Annotated in this window: 20 protein-coding genes and 1 tRNA gene; 13 read left to right on the plus strand and 8 right to left on the minus strand. The window is 40.8% G+C overall.

The annotated features are described in order from the left end of the window. Window positions 1-111 precede the first annotated feature (111 nt). On the plus strand, window positions 112-672 hold the full coding sequence (locus EGI32_RS04340; RefSeq protein WP_255154147.1) for a hypothetical protein: 561 nt from the start codon (window positions 112-114) through the stop codon (window positions 670-672). A 164-nt stretch (window positions 673-836) separates the two neighbouring features. Here EGI32_RS04340 and EGI32_RS04345 read toward each other — a convergent pair whose 3' ends face one another. Both EGI32_RS04345 and EGI32_RS04350 read right to left on the minus strand, forming a co-directional pair. Then, window positions 837-1,328, minus strand: a complete 492-nt coding sequence (locus EGI32_RS04345) for a hypothetical protein (protein ID WP_255154148.1) — start codon at window positions 1,326-1,328, stop codon at window positions 837-839. Beyond that, complete coding sequence (locus tag EGI32_RS04350) at window positions 1,325-2,578, minus strand: ATP-binding protein (RefSeq protein WP_255154149.1); 1,254 nt, start codon at window positions 2,576-2,578, stop codon at window positions 1,325-1,327. Before EGI32_RS04350 ends, EGI32_RS04345 begins: the two co-directional genes overlap by 4 nt. 392 nt (window positions 2,579-2,970) lie before the next feature. On the opposite strand from EGI32_RS04350, the gene EGI32_RS04355 reads away from it, so the two are divergent. The 5 genes from EGI32_RS04355 to EGI32_RS04375 all read left to right on the plus strand — a co-directional run bounded on the left by EGI32_RS04355 (window position 2,971) and on the right by EGI32_RS04375 (window position 6,977). Then, window positions 2,971-4,338: a dipeptidase gene (locus EGI32_RS04355; protein WP_255154150.1), complete on the plus strand. Its 1,368-nt coding sequence runs from the start codon at window positions 2,971-2,973 to the stop codon at window positions 4,336-4,338. 281 nt (window positions 4,339-4,619) lie between these two features. Continuing rightward, window positions 4,620-4,693: transfer RNA gene (locus EGI32_RS04360), tRNA-Met, on the plus strand. Between the two features lie 166 nt (window positions 4,694-4,859). Next, window positions 4,860-5,408 (plus strand): RNA polymerase sigma factor, encoded by a 549-nt coding sequence (locus tag EGI32_RS04365; RefSeq protein WP_255154151.1) that lies wholly within the window; start codon window positions 4,860-4,862, stop codon window positions 5,406-5,408. Then, a complete protein-coding gene (locus EGI32_RS04370; protein WP_255154152.1) occupies window positions 5,408-6,232 on the plus strand; it encodes a hypothetical protein in 825 nt (274 codons plus the stop codon). Before EGI32_RS04365 ends, EGI32_RS04370 begins: the two co-directional genes overlap by 1 nt. A gap of 25 nt (window positions 6,233-6,257) precedes the next feature. After that, entirely contained in the window at window positions 6,258-6,977 is a 720-nt protein-coding gene (locus EGI32_RS04375; protein ID WP_255154153.1) for a hypothetical protein, read from the plus strand. Between the two features lie 156 nt (window positions 6,978-7,133). Here the strand turns inward: EGI32_RS04375 and EGI32_RS04380 are convergent, their stop codons facing one another. From EGI32_RS04380 to gatC, 3 genes are read right to left on the minus strand one after another with little or no spacing between them, the layout of a single operon-like run. Beyond that, window positions 7,134-7,697: a cob(I)yrinic acid a,c-diamide adenosyltransferase gene (locus tag EGI32_RS04380; protein ID WP_255154154.1), complete on the minus strand. Its 564-nt coding sequence runs from the start codon at window positions 7,695-7,697 to the stop codon at window positions 7,134-7,136. Between the two features lie 15 nt (window positions 7,698-7,712). After that, window positions 7,713-8,429: an ABC transporter ATP-binding protein gene (locus EGI32_RS04385; protein WP_303626607.1), complete on the minus strand. Its 717-nt coding sequence runs from the start codon at window positions 8,427-8,429 to the stop codon at window positions 7,713-7,715. Between the two features lie 9 nt (window positions 8,430-8,438). Further along, window positions 8,439-8,729, minus strand: a complete 291-nt coding sequence (gene gatC, locus EGI32_RS04390) for an Asp-tRNA(Asn)/Glu-tRNA(Gln) amidotransferase subunit GatC (protein WP_255154155.1) — start codon at window positions 8,727-8,729, stop codon at window positions 8,439-8,441. A 196-nt stretch (window positions 8,730-8,925) separates the two neighbouring features. Here gatC and trpS point away from each other — a divergent pair, with 196 nt between their 5' ends. Together trpS and EGI32_RS04400 are read left to right on the plus strand one after the other, a co-directional pair. Next, the gene (gene trpS / locus EGI32_RS04395; protein ID WP_255154156.1) at window positions 8,926-9,927 is read left to right on the plus strand and encodes a tryptophan--tRNA ligase; all 1,002 of its coding nucleotides are present in this window, start codon (window positions 8,926-8,928) and stop codon (window positions 9,925-9,927) included. Window positions 9,928-10,007: 80 nt separating this feature from the next. Continuing rightward, on the plus strand, window positions 10,008-10,643 hold the full coding sequence (locus EGI32_RS04400; RefSeq protein WP_255154157.1) for a deoxynucleoside kinase: 636 nt from the start codon (window positions 10,008-10,010) through the stop codon (window positions 10,641-10,643). Between the two features lie 197 nt (window positions 10,644-10,840). On the opposite strand, the gene EGI32_RS04405 is transcribed toward EGI32_RS04400, so the two are convergent. Both EGI32_RS04405 and EGI32_RS04410 read right to left on the minus strand, forming a co-directional pair. Beyond that, complete coding sequence (locus tag EGI32_RS04405; protein WP_255154158.1) at window positions 10,841-11,497, minus strand: response regulator transcription factor; 657 nt, start codon at window positions 11,495-11,497, stop codon at window positions 10,841-10,843. An 80-nt stretch (window positions 11,498-11,577) separates the two neighbouring features. Beyond that, on the minus strand, window positions 11,578-12,402 hold the full coding sequence (locus EGI32_RS04410; protein ID WP_255154159.1) for a sensor histidine kinase: 825 nt from the start codon (window positions 12,400-12,402) through the stop codon (window positions 11,578-11,580). A gap of 1,375 nt (window positions 12,403-13,777) precedes the next feature. Between EGI32_RS04410 and EGI32_RS04415 the strand changes: the two genes are divergently transcribed. Both EGI32_RS04415 and EGI32_RS04420 read left to right on the plus strand, forming a co-directional pair. Then, window positions 13,778-14,443, plus strand: a complete 666-nt coding sequence (locus tag EGI32_RS04415) for a response regulator transcription factor (RefSeq protein ID WP_255154160.1) — start codon at window positions 13,778-13,780, stop codon at window positions 14,441-14,443. An 80-nt stretch (window positions 14,444-14,523) separates the two neighbouring features. After that, window positions 14,524-15,540 carry a hypothetical protein gene (locus EGI32_RS04420; protein WP_255154161.1) on the plus strand — a complete coding sequence of 339 codons (1,017 nt, stop codon included), beginning with the start codon at window positions 14,524-14,526 and terminating at the stop codon, window positions 15,538-15,540. 262 nt (window positions 15,541-15,802) lie between these two features. On the opposite strand, the gene EGI32_RS04425 is transcribed toward EGI32_RS04420, so the two are convergent. Further along, window positions 15,803-16,096: a hypothetical protein gene (locus EGI32_RS04425; protein ID WP_255154162.1), complete on the minus strand. Its 294-nt coding sequence runs from the start codon at window positions 16,094-16,096 to the stop codon at window positions 15,803-15,805. A gap of 524 nt (window positions 16,097-16,620) precedes the next feature. Between EGI32_RS04425 and EGI32_RS04430 the strand changes: the two genes are divergently transcribed. Genes EGI32_RS04430 through EGI32_RS04440 form a run of 3 tightly spaced genes read left to right on the plus strand, consistent with a single transcriptional unit; the run spans window position 16,621 to window position 19,539 of the window. Further along, window positions 16,621-17,295 (plus strand): response regulator transcription factor, encoded by a 675-nt coding sequence (locus tag EGI32_RS04430; protein ID WP_255154163.1) that lies wholly within the window; start codon window positions 16,621-16,623, stop codon window positions 17,293-17,295. Between the two features lie 58 nt (window positions 17,296-17,353). Continuing rightward, window positions 17,354-18,202, plus strand: a complete 849-nt coding sequence (locus tag EGI32_RS04435; RefSeq protein WP_255154164.1) for an aminotransferase class IV — start codon at window positions 17,354-17,356, stop codon at window positions 18,200-18,202. 20 nt (window positions 18,203-18,222) lie between these two features. Then, window positions 18,223-19,539 carry a deoxyribodipyrimidine photo-lyase gene (locus EGI32_RS04440; RefSeq protein ID WP_255154165.1) on the plus strand — a complete coding sequence of 439 codons (1,317 nt, stop codon included), beginning with the start codon at window positions 18,223-18,225 and terminating at the stop codon, window positions 19,537-19,539. The last annotated feature ends 24 nt before the right edge of the window (window positions 19,540-19,563 follow it).

Genomic DNA, 19,563 nt, shown 5'->3' on the forward strand with positions numbered 1-19,563 from the left:
GTTCTGAAATCTGGTACATCTAAGCACAGGAAAGGCTAAAGTTCTTGCATGACGATGCGGGAACTTTATTTGTATTATTTGATGTACCGCTCACCATCAAATAACAAACAAATGAACATCTACCCGCAGCGGATCTGCACGCTCAAAGAAGCCTACGAAGCCATTCACGAATTTTTCAGCTGTTATCATTGCCCCGAAGCACGGGAAGAAGTAGCACAACTGTTTGAATGGGCATGCAAAGAAAAATACTATAAAGGAGCTCCCCCGGTCAATATTGTTTTTCTTGCACAGCAATTGCACCGGTTGTTTTCGGCAGCCGAAATAATCAGCTACAGCCTCGGAAGAAAATTTTCGGCGGTATTAACCCCGGAGGTTTGGCCCCAACCTCCGGGGTTTGCCCATGGATGCCCCTTCAGCAACGAAAAATCCGATTCATCATGGGAATGCTTTCCCCGGCACCTTACCGCTGAAGAATACCTGAACCCTTATTTTGCCCTGGAAAAAATCAACCACATCCCGCAGTGGGAGCAAGTGCTGCAGGAACTGATGGAAGCTGCGCTGAGTAAAGGGAGCATTGATGGGTGGTATTCTATCGGCGAAGTGATGCAATGGAAGGAGCGGATGATGGGAGTTGTAGAGGGAGGGTGGCTGGTGGAGGAGAGGATTGCTTAATTGTTTAATTGCGAAATAGCTGACCGAAAGAGTTTCCCGCTTGGCCAGCCGCGAATTCGACTTTAAAGGGGACCGGCTGGCGAGAGGCCAGGCCGTGGGCGTTGTGAGGATGGAAATGGGCGTCAACCACGGTGAAAGATATTATGTGTTAAAAAAAGTTGTGATTAAATTTTTATTGTATTATGAATAATTAATCTAACATTCACCTCGTTTTTAAATTGTTCCATTTGTTCTTGATGTCCATATTGAAATTTCGGAAATTTTTTATTTGATAAAAAGGCTCTTCGTTTTCTTATATCAGTTAAAATATTATTTGCTGCATATAATGAAATTGTATGCTTTAATTGATCAATTCCAGCACTAATCCAGCCACCGGTTCTAATTTCCTTTAACTCTACAAAAATAATATTATTTGTATATGTTAACATTCCATCACAACGACTATCTAAATCGCCGTTCGAACGTAAGATGGTTATGCAATTATCAATAGCTGTAAAAGTAATTTCAATGCTACTTTCATTTTCTACAATGGCAATCCATTTATTTCTATCAACTGTATCAATATAAGCACGAGTATTATTTTGGTCATCGCATAAGCCAAATAAAATTTCATTTGTCAAGTCTTGGCAAGCAGCCGCATAAAAATTTATGCTCATAATAATTCTTCGATTTCTAATATATCATCAAATAATTGATTAGTTTCCGCTAATGACTGGTTTAAATAGTTTTCATCAGATGGAATTCCTTCATAATTATTTAGTTTAACAATTTTGCCATCTTCTGATAATTCATAAACAATTGCATCTTCAGAAGATATACAAGATTTTGTAGGCACAATCTTATTTAAATTAGCAATTAGTTCTAGTTGGCCTAATAAATTTCCTCTACTTGATGAGTTATTTATTTTTTTTAAAATTGAGTCAGCTTTTATAGCCAAGGTCAAATAATTAATAATATATGGACTATGGGTAGTTAATATTAGTTCACTCCCTTGCGAATAATTGGCGAATTCCAAAAGTTTAAAAAGGATTTCTTTCTGTGATTTCGGAAAGAGGTTTTGCTCAATTTCTTCAACAATATTAATAAAGCGGCTACTCTTATATCTTGCAGATAGTACTTCTAAGGCTGCTTTCTTTAGATCGTCCGATAGTTTATTATTGGATAGTATTTTTTTAATTTCTTCCCTAATTTTTTTTTCTTCTTCAATACTTATTTCTTTTCTCGAAGAATCTTTTTCTTTATTTATTGATAATGAAAGATTTCTTGATACAAGAAATAATGGAACGGAAGATTGAATTCCACTAGATGCGTCGAGTAATTTAATCTTATAATCATCGCCAATAATATTTGCTATCTTATTTAACTTTTGATATTGAAACTTTAAATTTCCAATCGGGAGGTCTAAGTTTTCTGACAATTCCTGCTGAGACCTATCAAATTCTTCCAAAAAAGTATATAGTGGAAGTGGCAAACCCTTCAATTTTTCAGGTCTACTAACTGCACTTAAAAAGTTGCGTTCAGCAGGAACATACATTATTTTAGGAATTAGAAAATTCGTATTCGAATGATTTGAAGTAATATTTAGTCTTCCAGATACATAATGAAATGAATATGCATCACCTTTGTATTCTATTTCTGTGTTTGGTTGAAAATAATCTTTCAGTCTATGATAATCACAATAGTTCTTTTCAAACTTATTTTTTCGAGTTACTTCATTTTCCGAAACATCTCCCCGATATAGAGCTTTTTCCAACCATGTGAACGTCGAAATCAACTTGGCGATACTACTTTTACCTGTTCCTTGGTTGCCAATAAAAACAGTTACTTTTTTTATAGATAAAAACCCACTATTTTCTGTGAATCCTATTTTTATTGGTCCAAAATCTTTTATTTTAATTCTTGCCATTAAGCTGTGATATTAAATTTAGTTGCTTTGTAAAGATAACATTTGTTTAATAATATTTAGATGACCGTTTCTAGGCAGATAAGCTAAATAAAATGATTTAAATCTAAGGTTTTTCAAATTGGTGGCAAACTCCCTAGGTTTTATAGATATTCTTGTCGGGTTATAATTGAAATAATTCCGAAAAACTGAAAACCTATTTTATTTTATTGGTAAATAAGATTCAGTGTAAGACAGCTTATAGTTAGTATACCACAAATCCCCCAACTAATATCATCTGTTCTCTTCATTCTTCCCAAACCCTTTCCCATAAACTCCTCTCCTCCCCACCCCAAAAAATCCCTACCTTCGTCCTCCAAATTCCACTTACATTTAATCAACCAAAAACAACCACCATGCAGGCTTGGAAAGATTACCAGGAAAAGAATAAAGACCGTTTTTTAGAAGAGCTGTTGGAGCTCCTCCGCATACCCAGCATCAGTGCCAAAAGCGAACATAAAGCAGACATGCTTAAATGCGCCGAAGCGGTGAAGGACAGGCTGCTGAAAGCAGGTGCAGACAAAGTAGAAATATTTGAAACAGAAGGCCACCCGGTAGTGTATGGCGAAAAGATCATCGACTCGGCAAAGCCTACCGTACTGGTATACGGCCATTACGATGTGCAACCCGCCGAACCGCTCGACCTCTGGAAAAGCGGGCCATTTGAGCCGGTGATCATCGATGGCAAAATATTCGCACGCGGCAGCTGCGACGATAAAGGGCAGTTTTACATGCACGTGAAAGCGCTGGAGATACTCACGCAGACCGGCACGCTCAACAACAATGTAAAATTCATCATTGAAGGCGAAGAAGAAGTAGGCTCGCCCAACCTGGCAAAATTTGTTTCCACGCACAAGGAACTCCTTAAATCGGATGTGATCCTCATCAGCGATACCGCCCTCATCAGCCTCGATACCCCCAGCCTCGACATAGGCGTACGCGGGCTCAGCTACATCGAAGTGGAAGTAACCGGCCCCAACCGCGACCTTCACAGTGGTGTGTACGGAGGCGCAGTTGCCAACCCCATCACCATACTGGCAAAAATGATCGCCAGCCTGCACGACGAGAATAATCACATCACCATCCCGGGTTTTTATGATGATGTGGCCGTGGCTACCGACGAAGAACGCAAACTGATGGCGCAGGCCCCGTTTGACGAAGAAGAATATAAAAAAGACCTTGGCGTAAAAGAACTCTGGGGCGAAAAAGGGTTCAGCACCAACGAACGCACCGGCATCCGCCCTACCCTCGAGCTCAACGGCATCTGGGGTGGCTACACCGGCGAAGGCGCCAAAACGGTGTTGCCTAGCAAGGCATTCGCAAAAATATCGGCCCGGCTGGTACCCGACCAGGGATCGGATAAGATCACTTCCCTGCTCATCAGCCACCTCGAAAAGATAGCGCCACCCAACGTAACCGTAAAAGCCAGCCTGCACCATGGCGGCGAAGCCTACATGACCCCCATCGACAGCATCGGCTACAAAGCGGCTTCCAAAGCCATGGAAGCTACCCTGGGCAAAGCGCCGATACCGGTACGTGGCGGCGGAAGCATCCCCATCTGCGCTTTGTTTGAAAAAGAACTGGGTGTAAAGATCGTTTTCCTTGGTTTTGGCCTCGATAGCGATAACCTGCACAGCCCCAACGAGAAATTCAACGTAGAAAATTTTTATAAAGGAATTGAAACGATCCCTTATTTCCACCAGTATTTTACGGAAATGAGCTAAAAACCCCGGAGGTTTTCTTCTAACCTCCGGGCGTTTTTGCTTATCAAACACTCCGGGGTTGAGCAAAACCCCGGAGGTTTTCTTCCAACCTCCGGGCGTTTCTGTCTGGCAAACGCTCCGGGGTGGAGGGTAAACCCCGGAGGTTTTCTTCCAACCTCCGGGAGTTTCTGCCCATCAAACCTCCGGGGTGCAGCAAAACCCCGGAGGTTTTCAAAGAAATATCCCAAATTCTTTTTCCATCTAACCAAATATCTTTATTTTTGCCGCCCATTAGATGGTACGTCGGGGTAGCTCAGCTGGTTAGAGCATCGGATTCATAACCCGAAGGTCGGCAGTTCAAGTCTGCTCCCCGATACAAAGCCCAATTCTCCTGTCAATAGTGATTGGGCTTTTTTTATTTTCAGTATTTTCGGTATTTGAAACAACCCTTCTTTTTAGGATGATTCCTATGGTAAATGTGCAATCATTATATTATTTAATGGATTGAGTGGCGTATGAAAACAATATAATTTACACATTGAATGGATACACGTGGAAACATTTTACACTTTACTCCCGTCTTAATAAAGCAAGCCGCGCTGGGCGATGATGCCGCTTTTAAAGAATTGTATGGGATGCTCTCTGGCAAAATGTACAGTTTATGCCTGAGGTACGCCGCCAATGCAGAAGACGCAAACGACCTGTTCCAGGAAGGTTTTATCAAATTATATCGAAACCTGGCCAATTACAGGTTTGAAGGATCTTTTGAAGGATGGGCCCGTACCATTTTCGTTACTACCTGCCTTGATGCGCTTAAGAAAAAGAAAGTGCAGTTTTCTGAAGTGAATGAAGAGCTTATCATCGAATCCGGTGTACTCGGTGCCAATGACAAGCTCGACCTGGACGACCTCATGAAGATCGTACAGGAACTCCCTGATAGTTACCGCACAATCGTAAACCTTTACATAATAGAAGACTACAGCCACAAGGAAATAGCTGATATACTGGGAATAACAGAAAGTGGCAGCAAATCGAAATTACACAAGGCAAGAAACCTGTTAAAACAAAAAATTACCGCGAATAATATATAGTGTCTTACCTGCATACCATATTAAAGAAATTACAAGACCACAGCATCACACCACCTGCGGAGGTCACGGATGCCATATACAGGAATATACAGGAAGAAAAAGCGGAAGCCGGCCTTAAAAAAGAATTTGAACAGGTAAGCGAACTGAAAAACAGGTCTGTAACACCCCCTGCTTTTTTACTGGAAAATATACTCCGCGAAGCAAAGCCTGCTAAAGTGGTTTCTTTCCGCCAATATATTCCCCGCATAGCAGCTGCCTTGTTAGTGATAGCAGCCGTAGCAGTCATCATCCGCCTTACCGGCAAAAAAGATGTTGCCAAAGAGACTGCCACCATTCCGTCAACAGAAAATAAATCGCTGGCTACCGATTCTCCAGCCAAAAAAGATTCGGTGATAGCCCCGGTTGTTTTGCCTAAACATTCCACTTACCTGGCATCCAACACAAAAAAGAAGATCCGCAGTAAGCCCGACAGCAAAACCGGGAAAGCCTGGATAGACGGACAAGATTTTGTGGTGCACAACAACGACCTCTTCTTTTCTTTTACTAATTTCAAGTACAACGAATTGCCTTCTTTCATCACCAGTGAAAGCACGGAGGCCGTAAAAGTAAACCTGGATCATTCGAGTTCCATCACCATTTCGGAAGGCATGGTGGGCATTATGAAAAGGATGTACCAGCAAAAAAAGAATGGCAAGCCTACTGCCAGGGCCCGCAGGGAAAGAAAGAAATTGCAGCGATGGAAAGATTCGGATGTAAAATTCTTTGATAAACATGTAGAGAAGAACCCGATGGATCCACTGGACCTGGCGGAATTCATTTTTTAGAAACAAACAAACTTTACCACCCATCATGCGCAGCGCATCTCTTTTTATCTTCTGTTTTCTATTCAGCGTAGCTGCCAAAGCACAATCAACGGCTGGCGAAAATGAATTTCACCAGAAGGATTTTACGATCACCTACGATATCAATATCATCAGCAATAAAAAAAAGACCATCGCCGAAACGTATAATGGCGCTGTAAAATCCGTGTATGTAAAAGGAAATTCCGTAAAGCTGCGCCTGGTAAGCCTGATGAGGATACAGAATATTTATTACACACATCTCACAAAAGATACTTCCGCTGTTGCTGTCATTGTAAAAGAATCGGGCAAGAGCAAATATAAATTCAAGCTGGGAAAGTCGAACTGGGAATTGTTCAATGCGAAATATGTTTCCGCTGAAATAAAATTATCGGAAGATAGCCTGCTCCTGCTGAACAGGGTTTGCAAAAAAGCGGTACTCACCTACCCCAACGGATCGAAGCTCACAGCGTATTACGTGCCCGGTACAAAAAACGAAGCGCTGGCTGCGGCAGAGCCGATGTTTGCCGGCTTGCCCGGCATCGTACTGCAGTACGAATACCACCAGGGAAAGAAAGGGATCCTGTACACCGCTTCCAACATCAGCTTTGAACCCCTGGCTGCTTCATATTTTACCATCCCCTCAAAAGGTTACCCTACAAAAAAATTCACCCCCGGAAAAACGTTCAAAGGAAATATTCCGGAAGACGAGGAGGAAGAAGAAGATTAGATATTAGTTGTTAGATGTTAGCCTCGTTCATCACGATTGTCAGCCTGAGCTTGTCGAAGGCAGGTTCGGTATGATGAGCTTAGCCTTCGACAAGCTCAGGCTGACAGAAAGGTTGGACGCAGGCTGCCAACATTCGTAATTTGTAATTCGTAATTATCAATTGACTCTCGGTTTCCATGCGACTTCCGGAACATTTAAAATATGCGCTGCAAAACGTGCCAACACAAATAAATAATCGCTCAGCCTGTTGAGATAGGTGATCACCAGCGGGTCTACAAAAACATTTTCTTCCTGCATGGCCACACAGATCCTTTCGGCCCTGCGGCAAACGCAGCGGGCAATATGAAAATTAGAGACCGTTGCATGCCCGCCCGGAAGTATGAACGATTTCATGACGGGTAATAGCTCATTCATCTTATCCATTTCCTTTTCCAGCAGCTGAACATCCGCCTGTTTGAGATCAGGTATTTTCATCAGGGGCTCTTTTTCGGGATCGCAGGCCAGGGACGAACCGATGGTGAACAAACGATCCTGTATTTCTTTTAAAATGAGATTGCTTTCCTCGTGAACAAACAGATCGTTCACCAGGCCGATAAAAGAATTGAGTTCATCTACCGTACCATAACTTTCTATGCGCAGATGGCTTTTGGGTACTTTGGTTCCACCGATGAGACTTGTTTTGCCAAGGTCGCCGGTTTTGGTATAAATTTTCAATGCCATGATGTAAAGTTGTAATTATGAAGGCAGGCTCGAAAGCACGGGCTTTTCGTTGCGTTTGTCGGTTTCTATCAACCCATCTTTCAACCGCACTACACGATGTGCGAACGCGGAAATATCTTCTTCATGCGTTACGAGTATCACTGTATTTCCATCGGCATGGATTTTACCAAGGATATCCATGATCTCGTACGAAGTTTTGGAATCGAGGTTACCGGTAGGTTCATCGGCAAGTATGATCGCAGGATTGTTGATCAGCGCCCTGGCGATGGCCACACGCTGGCATTGGCCACCACTGAGTTCGTTGGGTTTATGATCCATACGGTCTTCCAGCTTTACTTTACTCAATACACCCTCTGCCCTTTCGATGCGTTCTTTTTTGGAAACACCGCTATAGATGAGTGGTAATGCCACATTTTCAAGCGCCGTCAATCGCGGCAGCAGGTTGAATTGTTGAAATACGAAACCGATATCCCTGTTGCGCACCGCTGCAAGATCATCGTCGGGCATGCGGCTTACATCCTTTCCGTTCAGGATATATCTTCCACCTGTAGGTGAATCAAGGCAGCCGAGTATGTTCATCAGGGTAGACTTACCGCTACCGCTGGGCCCCATGAGCGCCACATATTCGTTTTTAAAAATATCCAGCGAAATGCCTTTCAATACAGGCAATTCCTGTTTACCCAAAAAGTAACTTTTGCGGATATTTTCCAATTGCAGAATAGATGAAGCCATAGGAGTAATTTATTTTTTGATCACTTTAGGAACTTTAAAAAATGTGCCATCGTTTACCGCTGCATTCTTCATCGCGTCTTCTGTGGAAAGCATTCCTTCCGTTTTGTCTGGACGCAATACGTTTTTGGAAGTGCCGATGTGCAGCAATGGTTCTACATGGCCGGTGTTTACTTCGTCCATCTTGTGTACAAAATCGATCATGCGCTGCAGGTCTTTTTTGATCGCCGCTTTTTCATCCTGCGCAAATTCCAGCCTCGCCAGTTGCGCCAGTTTGTCTACCATCTGGTCATTTACTTCCATATAACAAAAATAACGGTTTAGTATCACAGGCGTGGGGAAATTTTGTATGAGTGGTGGGGTTTCTTCACCGCGGAGAAGAGAGGTGGCAGCGCGTTTACGCAGAAATTTTTGATCCTCTGCGTAAACGCTGTTTTCTCTGGTTCTCTGCGGTGAAAAGCTTTCGCATTTTAGTATCTTCGCCGAAATTATTTTTGAGATGATAGATAAGAAAATTGTAATGAGCGGTATCCGTCCTACGGGTTTTTTGCACCTGGGCAACTACTTCGGCGCTATCCGCAATTATGTGAAACTACAGAATGAATTTGAATGTTATTTCATGGTGGCGGACCTGCATTCGCTTACCACGCATCCCGATACAAAAGAACTGAAAGGCAATGTACACAGGGTATTGGCCGAAAACATCGCCTGCGGCCTCGACCCTGAAAAAGCGGCTTTTTATTGCCAGAGCCACGTATACGAAACCGGTGAATTATACCTTTACCTCAACATGCTGGCCTATAAGGGCGAACTGGAAAAAACGGTGACTTTTAAAGAAAAAGCCAGGTTGAGCCCCGACAATATCAATGCCGGCTTGCTGACCTACCCGGTATTGCAGGCGGCTGACATCCTTCTCCACAGGGCGACTTATGTTCCCGTAGGGAAAGACCAGGAACAGCACCTCGAAATGGCACGTACCTATGTAAATCGTTTCAACCACCGGTATGGAGAAGTTTTTCCGGAGCCGGTGGCGTTCAATTATAACCTCGATCTCATCAAAGTGCCTTCATTGGATGGTACCGGAAAAATGAGTAAAAGTGAAAACCAGATGGCCACGCTTTACCTGGCGGACGATGATGATACGATCCGTAAAAAAGTGATGAAAGCCAAAACGGATGCGGGGCCTACGGAAAAGAATTCGGAAAAGCCGGATTACATCGCCAATATATTCCAGCTGATGAAACTGGTGAGTATCGAAGAAGTGATCGCAAAATTTGAACATGACTTCAATGAATGCACTATACGCTACGGCGATATGAAAAAGCAACTGGCAGAAGATATGGTGCAGTTCATTTCTCCTATCCGCCAGAAAGCCAGCGATATGCTCAACAATCCGTCCTACCTGCAGGAAGTGATGGAAAAAGGTGCTGAAAAAGCCCGGAAAAGTGCCGCCGCAACAATGTCGCTGGTGCGGGAATCGATGGGTTTAAAATATTTTTAATAAAGGGTGAAAACCTTGTGAAGTTTGACATAAATACGCTTACATTCGTAAGAAGTATCTCATAACACGAATATCGGATCATGGCCAAAGCAAAAAAACCAAAACACATTGCGATTGCAGGAAATATAGGTGCCGGAAAGACCACACTTACAGAAATGCTGAGTAAACATTACAAATGGATCCCTCAGTTTGAAGACGTAGACCATAATCCTTACCTCAACGATTTTTACGAGGATATGCCCCGCTGGAGTTTCAACCTGCAGATATTTTTCCTGAACAGCAGACTGAATCAATTGCTGGAGATCCATCGCGGTACAGAAACAGTTATACAAGACAGGACGATCTATGAAGATGCGAACATATTTGCCCCCAACCTGCATGACATGCAACTGATGGGTAAAAGGGATTTTGAAAATTATTATAAATTCTTCGAGACCTTGAAATCGATGGTGCAGCCGCCTGATCTATTGATCTATCTGAAAGCATCGGTGCCTACATTGGTAGCACAGATACAGAAACGCGGCCGTGAATATGAAGAAAATATCCGCCTGGATTACCTGAAAAAACTGAATGATTATTACAATAGCTGGATCGATACTTACAAAGAAGGCCCCTTGCTGATCATTGATGCAGATAATAATAAGTTTGCAGAAAATGATGAAGATCTGGGTAAGATCATTAACCAGATCGATTCGCAGTTGTTTGGATTATTTTGATTACACGAATTATAGCGAATTACACGAATTGGCGAAGATTGCCGCTGTAAATTTTATGAAAGAAACTATATCCTGCTTCGGCAGGATTTTTATTTAAAACACGAATTTCATGAAGGAAATGCAGCCCCATCTTTACACTTCATGTAATTGCGGAAACTAAATCCCTAAACCCTCTAAACTTCCTAAACTCCTAAACCCTAATCTATCAATTGGTTCTTCATGGCATAGAATACCAGCCCTACAGAGTTCTTTACGCCAAAACGTTCCATCAGCCTGTCTTTGATGGCCTCTACAGTACGGGCGCTGATGCTCATCTTCTGGGCAATTTCGGTAGCGGTAAATTCCATACACACCAATGTGAGCACCTCTTTTTCCCTGTCGCTGAGCACGACTTCTGTGGTAAGGGAAGGGTTGAATTTCTGTTTGCTGTAATTCTTTTTGATCAGCACCTTATTCACGAAAGGATTGAGGTAAAAACCGGTACGCATCACATCCATGATGGCACGCCTGATCTCGGCAGGATCGGTACTTTTTAAAAGGTATCCTGCGGCCCCGCAATCCATGAGGTGGCCTACGAAACGTTCGTCTTCATACATAGTGAGGATGATGACACGGATATTGGGGTAATTTTTGGTAATGACTTTTGTAGCATCGATGCCGTCTTTGATAGGCATTTTCAGATCACAAAGAATAACATCGGGTAAAGAATCGGGAACCTTCTGGATCAGGTCTTCACCATTATCAGCTTCCATTACAAAACGGATATTGGCATAAGGCCTGAGGGAGAGGATCACACCTTTCCGAAAGATCTTATGATCGTCTGCTATCGCAACTTTAATCTGTTCTGAAGACATACTTTGGGGGCTAATAATAATATAGTCGTTACAAAAATAAGGGTTTTGTAAACAGGGCTACGTAAATATACTTCGAAAAATTAAATGATCGATTCCTTAGGTATCTCTAATGTGACCTTGTAGTAGGTCTGGCTCGAATCGATTTCAAAGAGAATACGGCCATTCAACACCTTGATACGGCTGGCGATATTTTTTAGTCCAAGGCCGCTGGAAGTGTGGTTCAGTTTATCGAACTCAGATTGTACGATCCCTTTGCCGTCGTGGTGCAGGCGGATATAGAGATTGTTGGTGGTGGCGTTTTGTGTAAGATGTATGAAAGCGGAATTACTGTGTTTGATGATATTATTGACCAGTTCCTGAATAACCCGAAATACAAGGAGTTCCTGCTCTACTTTCAAACGTTCGCGGTAATCATGAAAACGTGCGCTGGCGTTGATGGTACCGCTGCCGCTGATCTTTTGGAAGAGATCGGTAGTAGCGCTTTCAAGGCCGAAATTCTTTAATGTAGGCGGCATCAGGCTATGGCTGATATTGCGGATGAGCAGGATGGCGTCATCCAGAATTTGTTTGGCGCTGAAAATACTTTGGAGTTGCTGAGGTTTGTCTTGGTTGACGAGGTTTTCGTTGAGATAAAGCCTTGCAGTTGCCAGCAATGGCCCTGCATCATCATGCAGATCAGCTGCAATGCGCTGCCTTTCTTCTTCCTGGAAACGAATACTTGCATTGAGATATATCTGCTGTTTCTCCGCTTCCAGCTTTTTCATCTGGATATGATAGCGGATAACTTTGCGCTGATGCATGATCACAAATACGATAATCCCCACTGCCAGAGTGATCATTCCTACCGACCCAATAAACATTAGCTTCGATACATCCGAACTTGCTGATACCTGTAGAAAAAACATCTGGCGTTACAATTTTTTAGAGTTAGTGACTGTAAATTCATCCAGGTTTATATCAGTAGGTATTCGTAATTCGTCATCGCTTATTTCTATGGGCTCGTTTGGCAATAATGACAAACTGAGGATAAAATTCTTAGTTATCGTAACAAAACTGTATATAAGTATCATTTGCTTTTTAAATTCTGGTGTACTTGCCGGGTTACTAAATAAGAAAAAGAAGAAATTTCCCGTGAAGTATAGAAAGAACGCTACACAAATCCAAAATGTTGTGGACTGATACAAAGGATAGATAATAACAGTCTTCATCTTTTCATAGAAAAAATAAATTATGAAGACAATAAACAGTAGAAATTCAATAACAGAAGGGTATTTATTTAGTTTATGTAAATCAGAAACAAAATAAAAATACACGGATATCAATGTAAAAGCTACTATTGAATATTTTAATAGAGTTATAATGAGTTGATTTTTTAGCACACTCATTAAGAAATAAGCAATGACTGCATATTCAAATATTGTATAAAACTTCAAAATCAGAATATAACTAGCTTGCGATCTAAAGATCTGAAGTGTGATAAATCCCGCAGAAGCAAATACTGCCAGGAAGATTGAATACATAAAAAAAACCTTTAATGCTTTTGTATTTAATTTTTTATAAAAAAAAATACAAAAGATCAAAGGTAGAATCTCGGTAGAAAATGTAATATAAGTAAGTGTATTTGAGATAAACAGTTATTTTAGTATGAAACAAAAATAACTAACTGTTTATCAAAATCAAAATATACTTAGAAACAAAACAATTCCAATAAATCCAACAGGTTTAAAACTCCGCTAAACATAATAAAATAAAATTTCAGTGGTTTACGATTAAATATCAGTACAAACTTGCCCCTATTTTAATTTTGAAACAATTGATGAACATCAACCCGTATTTATACGTTTGATATAAAACTCAATACCAGTAAGGATTTCACCTCCAAAAAAGGGAAAAAGCCCTGATTAAATTAAGGTAGATATACGATTCAAATATAGTAATTTTACTATTAAGTTTGACCGTAACTTTACGAGGGTAATTTTACTTATTAGACAAAATGTGGATAAACCTGTGGATAAGCGCCCTTTTTAGGGTCGAATTTATCAAACTCTTCAATTGTATGAGTGATTGGGGTAGAAACCGGTCACCATTCCAAGAACGAAACTTCTAAAAAAATATTTTACAAAAGTAGATATACGTATAAAAACAATCGTATTTTTACTATAACAAAAATTCTAAAATATTGATTATTAGTAACATATTCATCTACAAGGAAGTTTTTTTCTGTTAAGAGAAAGTTATTCCCTAACTTCAACCTGTTAATACTAACCCCCATAGTTAACAATGTCTACCGAGAACCTCATTAAGATCGCCATAGCCGACGATCATAAGATATTTAGAGATGGTATAAAAATGGCGCTATCCGGCAAGCCCAACCTCAAAATGCTTTGGGAAGCCGAAGATGGTAAGGATATGATGCATAAGATCGCCATCAAAAAGCCCGATGTATTATTAATGGATATCAGGATGCCCGAAATTGACGGTATTAATGGTATTCAGCTCATCAGGAAAGAATTTGAAGATATCAAGATCATCGTACTGACCATGTATGACGATCAGCAGATGATTTCCAAAATGATGGAAATGGGGGCAAATGCATACCTCACCAAAACAACAGATCCCGAGGAAATTTACGAAGCGATACTGACCTGCATGAACGACGATTTTTATTTTAACGAACTCGTTAATAAGGCCGTAATGGGCAGGTTGATGCAAAAAAAGAATGTACGCCAACATTACGGATCGAATACCCCTATCCATTTCAACGAAAAAGAGATCAAGATCCTTCAGCTACTGGCAGAGGATAAAACAACAGAAGAAATATCCAAAACCATTTTTCTAAGCCCGCGTACTATAGAAACCATTCGCCAGAATATGAAAACCAAGGTGAATGCTAAAACCATCGGGGGGCTGATCATGTATGGAATGAGGAATAAACTTATTGAATAATTTTCGAAAAATAAAGCAAATAATAATAGCCCAAAACTTGCATAATTTATTTTTTAGTACTTTATTGCGAAAAATAAATTATGGCTCCCGTACCCAATCCTCAAAAAAAGTCCGCTCCTGCGGATGACACTTCAGGCGTTCCAAATAAAATTCAACAATATCTTACCGGAGTAGTTACTTTATTCCTGTTTGCAGGCGTTATTATAATTGCGCTTTCACAAATGAGTTTTTATTCGCAGTGGTTCAATGATTTTACCGACCAAGCTATAAGAGCTAGTTTAAAATTAATTGGATCTGCATTACTGGGGAGTGGAGTATTTACCGCGATAATTAAATCAGATTCATATGCGAAAATATTTTCCAAAATTATTGGAGAAATAATATGGTCGAAGAAGTTTATTGAAAAAAGACAAGATAAAGAAGAACTTTGGAGTATGGTAAGCAGTGTGATGTATGAAGAGAAATTCCCAGATATAAATGAAGATTTGGAAAAGATTATTATGTATGAGTACTTACCTACAAACCAAGAATACTATATACAAGATTATAAATTCCTTGTTAATATTAACCATAAGGTTGGGGATTTTTGGCAACAAAATGAAACAATTTCGTTTAATATTATCCCAAAACAAAAGGGAATTAAGTTTACTCATGAGGTAATGACAAGTATCCAGCACCCTTTAGGAAATATACAAGGAAATGATTTAACAGCCTGTAAAGTCACTCGGGTTATGGTAAATGATGAAGATGCAAATATGACGATTCCTGATTCTGTTATAGAAGACGGATACACAAAACATTCAATGTCAATCCCTTTAGAATCGGATTGCGCTGAGTATAGGGTTCAAATTCAAAGAGAAAAAATGGTGGATTCAATTGCCAATAATGATAAAAGGATGTTTTCCACCCATATTGTAAAAGACATGGAGATTACTGTAATTTCTAGAGTGGGTATAAATATTGGATTACATCCAGGAGGAACCATTAATTCGTTTATACCATCAGACCCGGAAATTAATGGAAACTCAAAAATGATGAAATGGGCATATAAAGGACTAATTTTGCCTAAACAAGGGTTTATTTTGATATTTAAATAATATTATTATCTTTAACTACGTTTCTTAACCAATAAAAATAAAATTATGGCAACAGTTAAAACAGCAAGAATTTCTTCGATTTTGCGAACACCTGACGATAATTGGGGATAACAATCCCTTTTTTTAATCATATTAAGACCGTCTCATTGAGATGGTTTTTTGTTTCCGCTAATTCCTAATTATTCTTTCCTGATATTCTGCATTACCTATTCTATTTTATATCCCTTTAAAAATCTGCGGCATGTATTCAAGAAATCTTAAGCTATATAGTTTTGGTGGTTTTTGGCCACATATCCTTTAGCACTGAGACTGCACTAAGAAGTGCCTTCGTATACTCATAAAAATGCAACATACACTTTCTTTCCTCAGGAAGATTATTATAAGGTAAATGACTAGAGGTAAGTGCTCCACTAAATAAAAGCCATAATTCTCGTTCCGCCTCTTCATTTGTGTACTCCTCGAAAAAAGTTCTTACAATTTCCTGTACATCCTCGGGCGAAGCTGACTTTTCTAGGTTATAATAAATTTCTTGAATTTCTGCAGGTAGTGTTGTCATAATATGTTTATTAATAAGTGTACAAATAATTAAATAACGCCCTTGTTAAAGTTCCAAAAGCGTTATTTTCCTGTGCTTAGCATTTACCAGATTTCGAACGAGAGATAGTTGTAAACGAAATATGAAAAGTCTGTAAGACTTTGATTATTTTTCTTTTTATTTAATTTGTTATCACAATCTACAGAAAGAATAAATCTAACTTCGATATCAAGCAGGAGAAAAACACCAAAAAATTCCGGGATTTTTCCCTTTTTTATTTCTCCGGATTTTCAATACATTGGACAGTTTCGAACGTATGCTTCCCGGATTCATCCAACCAAATCAAAAAAACCTGATCCCCTTTTATCCAATACTTTTACTGTAATTGTGTGTACTACTCCTATAATTTTACGTAAATTCCCTATCCTGATTAACGGGTAATTACACTCTTTATTCATTTTCGTTATAATTTACACGTAAGCAATGCGTTATAGTATCGTACTCTTACTATTAAAAAATACATTAATTTCACCCTTTAAATCAATATGAAACAAGATTCAGAACCCATACAAGTCATTATAGCAGACGACCATGTACTTTACAGGGCCGGTGTAAAAACCGCCCTCAGCGCCAAAAAAGACATCCGCGTAATAGCGGAAGCCGATAATGGCATGCACCTCCTCAACCTGGTAAAAACCATCAAACCCGATGTGATACTGCTGGATATCCAGATGCCTATCATGGATGGGGTGACCGCTTTACCGGAAATAAAAAAACTTTGCCCGCAAACCAAGATCATCATGCTCACCATGATGGACGATCATAGTATGATCACCAAACTTATGGAACTCGGCGCCAACAGCTACCTTTCCAAAACAAGCGATAGCGAGATCATTTACGAAGCCATCAAAACATGCTTCGAACAGGAATATTATTTTAATTCTCTTACCAATAACGCATTGCTTTCCAACCTGAAACAACGCAATGCAGCTCCTCCGCAACAACTGATGCCCCAGGAAGTACACCTGAACGATAAGGAAACTACCATCTTAAGGCTGATGTGCGAAGAAAAAAGCACCAAGGAAATTGCTGATATGGTGGATCTGAGCCCACGTACCGTAGAAGCTATCCGCGACAAACTCAAAGTAAAGACCGGGGCAAAAAGCACCGCCGGGCTCATCATGTACGCGGTAAAAAATAAGATCATCGAAGAAATGTAACCCACATAAGATCATTCATTAAAATCTCCATTCTCATGGAGATTTTTTATTTTACACTATGCGTCATTTCATTTTTAACGGTAAATCATTTCCTGAAGGGCAGGCTGTATTAACCCCCGACAGCCGTGCTGCCCGTTACGGCGACGGCCTCTTCGAAACCATGAAACTGGCAGATGGCAAACTGATCCTCGCCGATGAGCATTTTTCCCGGCTGTGGAAGGGCATGCAATTATTAAGATTTGAAATCCCCAGGCTCTTCACCCCGGAAAAGATCTCGGGTGAAATATTTCAGCTGGCAAAGAAAAATAAGCTGACCAATGCAAGGATACGTATCGCGGTCTTTCGCGGCAACGGTGGCCTGTACGATGCCGAAAATATGCATCCCAATTATACCATCCAGGCATGGCCGCTCGCCTTCGGAAACGGGCAGCTCAATAACAATGGTTTACAGTTGGGCATTTACCGGGATGCCGCAAAAAGTTGCGATGCATTTGCCAATATCAAACACAATAATTATCTCCCCTACTTCATGGGCGCCCTGTTCGCAAAAGAAAATAAATTCAATGATGCGGTGATCCTTAATCAACATGGCCGGGTTTGCGACAGCACGATCGCGAATATCTTCCTGGTAAAAGATCAAACGGTCTATACGCCATCACTGGCAGAAGGATGCGTGGCCGGTGTATTGCGGAAAGTCCTTTTACAAACATTGCCTGCAGCTGGTTTTGAAATAATTGAAACAGAAATTTCGATAGAAATGCTGAAAGCCGCCGACGAAATATTTTTATCCAACTCTATCTACAATATCCGATGGGTGGGAGGTTTGGAGGATAATATGTATTCTCATGCATTTATCCTGAAGATAGACGCTGCTTTAAAGCAAACAAATGCCGGTGTTTTCTGTTAATATCCTGAAACAAAGGTATAATGAAGCAAAAGATCAACATATTCTGGTTCAGGCGGGATCTGCGGTTAACGGATAATGCAGGATTATACCATGCTTTAAGATCAGGCAAGCCTGTATTGCCCATCTTTATTTTTGATACGGAAATCCTGGAAAAACTGGAAGACAGGAACGACAGGCGGGTGAATTTCATTTATGAAACACTGGACGCAATGCAAACGGAACTTGTAGAGCTAGGTTCTACATTGCATATCCTGCATGGCACACCTGAAGACTGTTATGCTACTTTGCTGAAAAAATATTCTCTCGGAACGGTTTTTACCAATCACGATTATGAACCGTATGCCACCACAAGAGATAAAAGAATAGCCGCCTTGCTTAAAAAAGAGGGCGTAGATTTTCAAACATTCAAAGATCAGGTGATACTTGAAAAAGATGAAGTGCTGAAAGACGATGGCACTCCCTACACGGTGTTTACCCCCTACAGCAAAAAATGGAAAAATACATTGACTGATTTTCATCTGAAAGCTTATCCTGTAAAAAAATATTATAAAAATTTCCTGCAGATTTCCCCGGTGAAATTTCCTTCATTAAAAAGCATCGGCTTTGAAGCTGGTGAAAAAAATTATCCTCCCAAAACCATGCATGAAGAGCTGATAAAAAAATATGCGCAGCAACGCGATTTCCCAGGCATTCATGGAACATCTCACCTGGGTATGCACCTGAGGTTCGGCACAATTTCCATCAGGCATCTTGCTACAAGATCACAGGGATTATCGGAAACTTTTCTCAACGAACTCATCTGGCGGGAATTTTACCACATGATACTCTGGCATTTTCCGCAGGTGGGAAAAGGCAGATCATTCAAGCCGGCGTATGATGCGATTGAATGGGAAAAAGATAACGGCGAATTCGGCAAATGGTGCAACGGCCAGACCGGCTACCCCATCGTGGATGCGGGCATGCGGGAACTCAATGAAACCGGCTTCATGCATAATCGTGTGCGTATGATAACGGCCTCATTTTTATGCAAACATCTGTTGCTCGACTGGCGCCTCGGCGAAGCATATTTTGCCGCAAAACTCCTGGACTTCGATCTGGCTGCCAACAACGGGGGCTGGCAATGGGCCAGCAGCAGCGGTTGCGACGCGGCACCCTATTTCCGGATATTCAATCCCACACTGCAGATGAAAAGGTTTGACCCGGATTTTACCTACATAAAAAAATGGGTACCGGAGTTCCAGGAATTCGATTATCCAACACCTATCGTCAATCATGAATTTGCCAGGAAACGTTGCCTGGAAAGGTACGCCCGGGCCTTAAAAAAAGAGGAACAATGACCTTTTCCCGGCCGTTCACCAGGG

Origin of the sequence: Ferruginibacter sp. HRS2-29 (genome assembly GCF_024343615.1) — a bacterium.
Classification (GTDB): Bacteria; Bacteroidota; Bacteroidia; order Chitinophagales; family Chitinophagaceae; genus Ferruginibacter.

What these genes read in the sequence shown, in the direction of transcription:
- EGI32_RS04340 (WP_255154147.1), top strand. Translation starts at nt 112, where the DNA reads ATGAACATCTACCCGCAGCGGATCTGCACGCTCAAAGAAGCCTACGAA.
- EGI32_RS04345 (WP_255154148.1), bottom strand. Translation starts at nt 1,328, where the DNA reads ATGAGCATAAATTTTTATGCGGCTGCTTGCCAAGACTTGACAAATGAA.
- EGI32_RS04350 (WP_255154149.1), bottom strand. Translation starts at nt 2,578, where the DNA reads ATGGCAAGAATTAAAATAAAAGATTTTGGACCAATAAAAATAGGATTC.
- EGI32_RS04355 (WP_255154150.1), top strand. Translation starts at nt 2,971, where the DNA reads ATGCAGGCTTGGAAAGATTACCAGGAAAAGAATAAAGACCGTTTTTTA.
- EGI32_RS04365 (WP_255154151.1), top strand. Translation starts at nt 4,860, where the DNA reads ATGGATACACGTGGAAACATTTTACACTTTACTCCCGTCTTAATAAAG.
- EGI32_RS04375 (WP_255154153.1), top strand. Translation starts at nt 6,258, where the DNA reads ATGCGCAGCGCATCTCTTTTTATCTTCTGTTTTCTATTCAGCGTAGCT.
- EGI32_RS04380 (WP_255154154.1), bottom strand. Translation starts at nt 7,697, where the DNA reads ATGGCATTGAAAATTTATACCAAAACCGGCGACCTTGGCAAAACAAGT.
- EGI32_RS04385 (WP_303626607.1), bottom strand. Translation starts at nt 8,429, where the DNA reads ATGGCTTCATCTATTCTGCAATTGGAAAATATCCGCAAAAGTTACTTT.
- gatC (WP_255154155.1), bottom strand. Translation starts at nt 8,729, where the DNA reads ATGGAAGTAAATGACCAGATGGTAGACAAACTGGCGCAACTGGCGAGG.
- trpS (WP_255154156.1), top strand. Translation starts at nt 8,926, where the DNA reads ATGATAGATAAGAAAATTGTAATGAGCGGTATCCGTCCTACGGGTTTT.
- EGI32_RS04400 (WP_255154157.1), top strand. Translation starts at nt 10,008, where the DNA reads ATGGCCAAAGCAAAAAAACCAAAACACATTGCGATTGCAGGAAATATA.
- EGI32_RS04405 (WP_255154158.1), bottom strand. Translation starts at nt 11,497, where the DNA reads ATGTCTTCAGAACAGATTAAAGTTGCGATAGCAGACGATCATAAGATC.
- EGI32_RS04410 (WP_255154159.1), bottom strand. Translation starts at nt 12,402, where the DNA reads ATGTTTTTTCTACAGGTATCAGCAAGTTCGGATGTATCGAAGCTAATG.
- EGI32_RS04415 (WP_255154160.1), top strand. Translation starts at nt 13,778, where the DNA reads ATGTCTACCGAGAACCTCATTAAGATCGCCATAGCCGACGATCATAAG.
- EGI32_RS04420 (WP_255154161.1), top strand. Translation starts at nt 14,524, where the DNA reads ATGGCTCCCGTACCCAATCCTCAAAAAAAGTCCGCTCCTGCGGATGAC.
- EGI32_RS04425 (WP_255154162.1), bottom strand. Translation starts at nt 16,096, where the DNA reads ATGACAACACTACCTGCAGAAATTCAAGAAATTTATTATAACCTAGAA.
- EGI32_RS04430 (WP_255154163.1), top strand. Translation starts at nt 16,621, where the DNA reads ATGAAACAAGATTCAGAACCCATACAAGTCATTATAGCAGACGACCAT.
- EGI32_RS04435 (WP_255154164.1), top strand. Translation starts at nt 17,354, where the DNA reads ATGCGTCATTTCATTTTTAACGGTAAATCATTTCCTGAAGGGCAGGCT.
- EGI32_RS04440 (WP_255154165.1), top strand. Translation starts at nt 18,223, where the DNA reads ATGAAGCAAAAGATCAACATATTCTGGTTCAGGCGGGATCTGCGGTTA.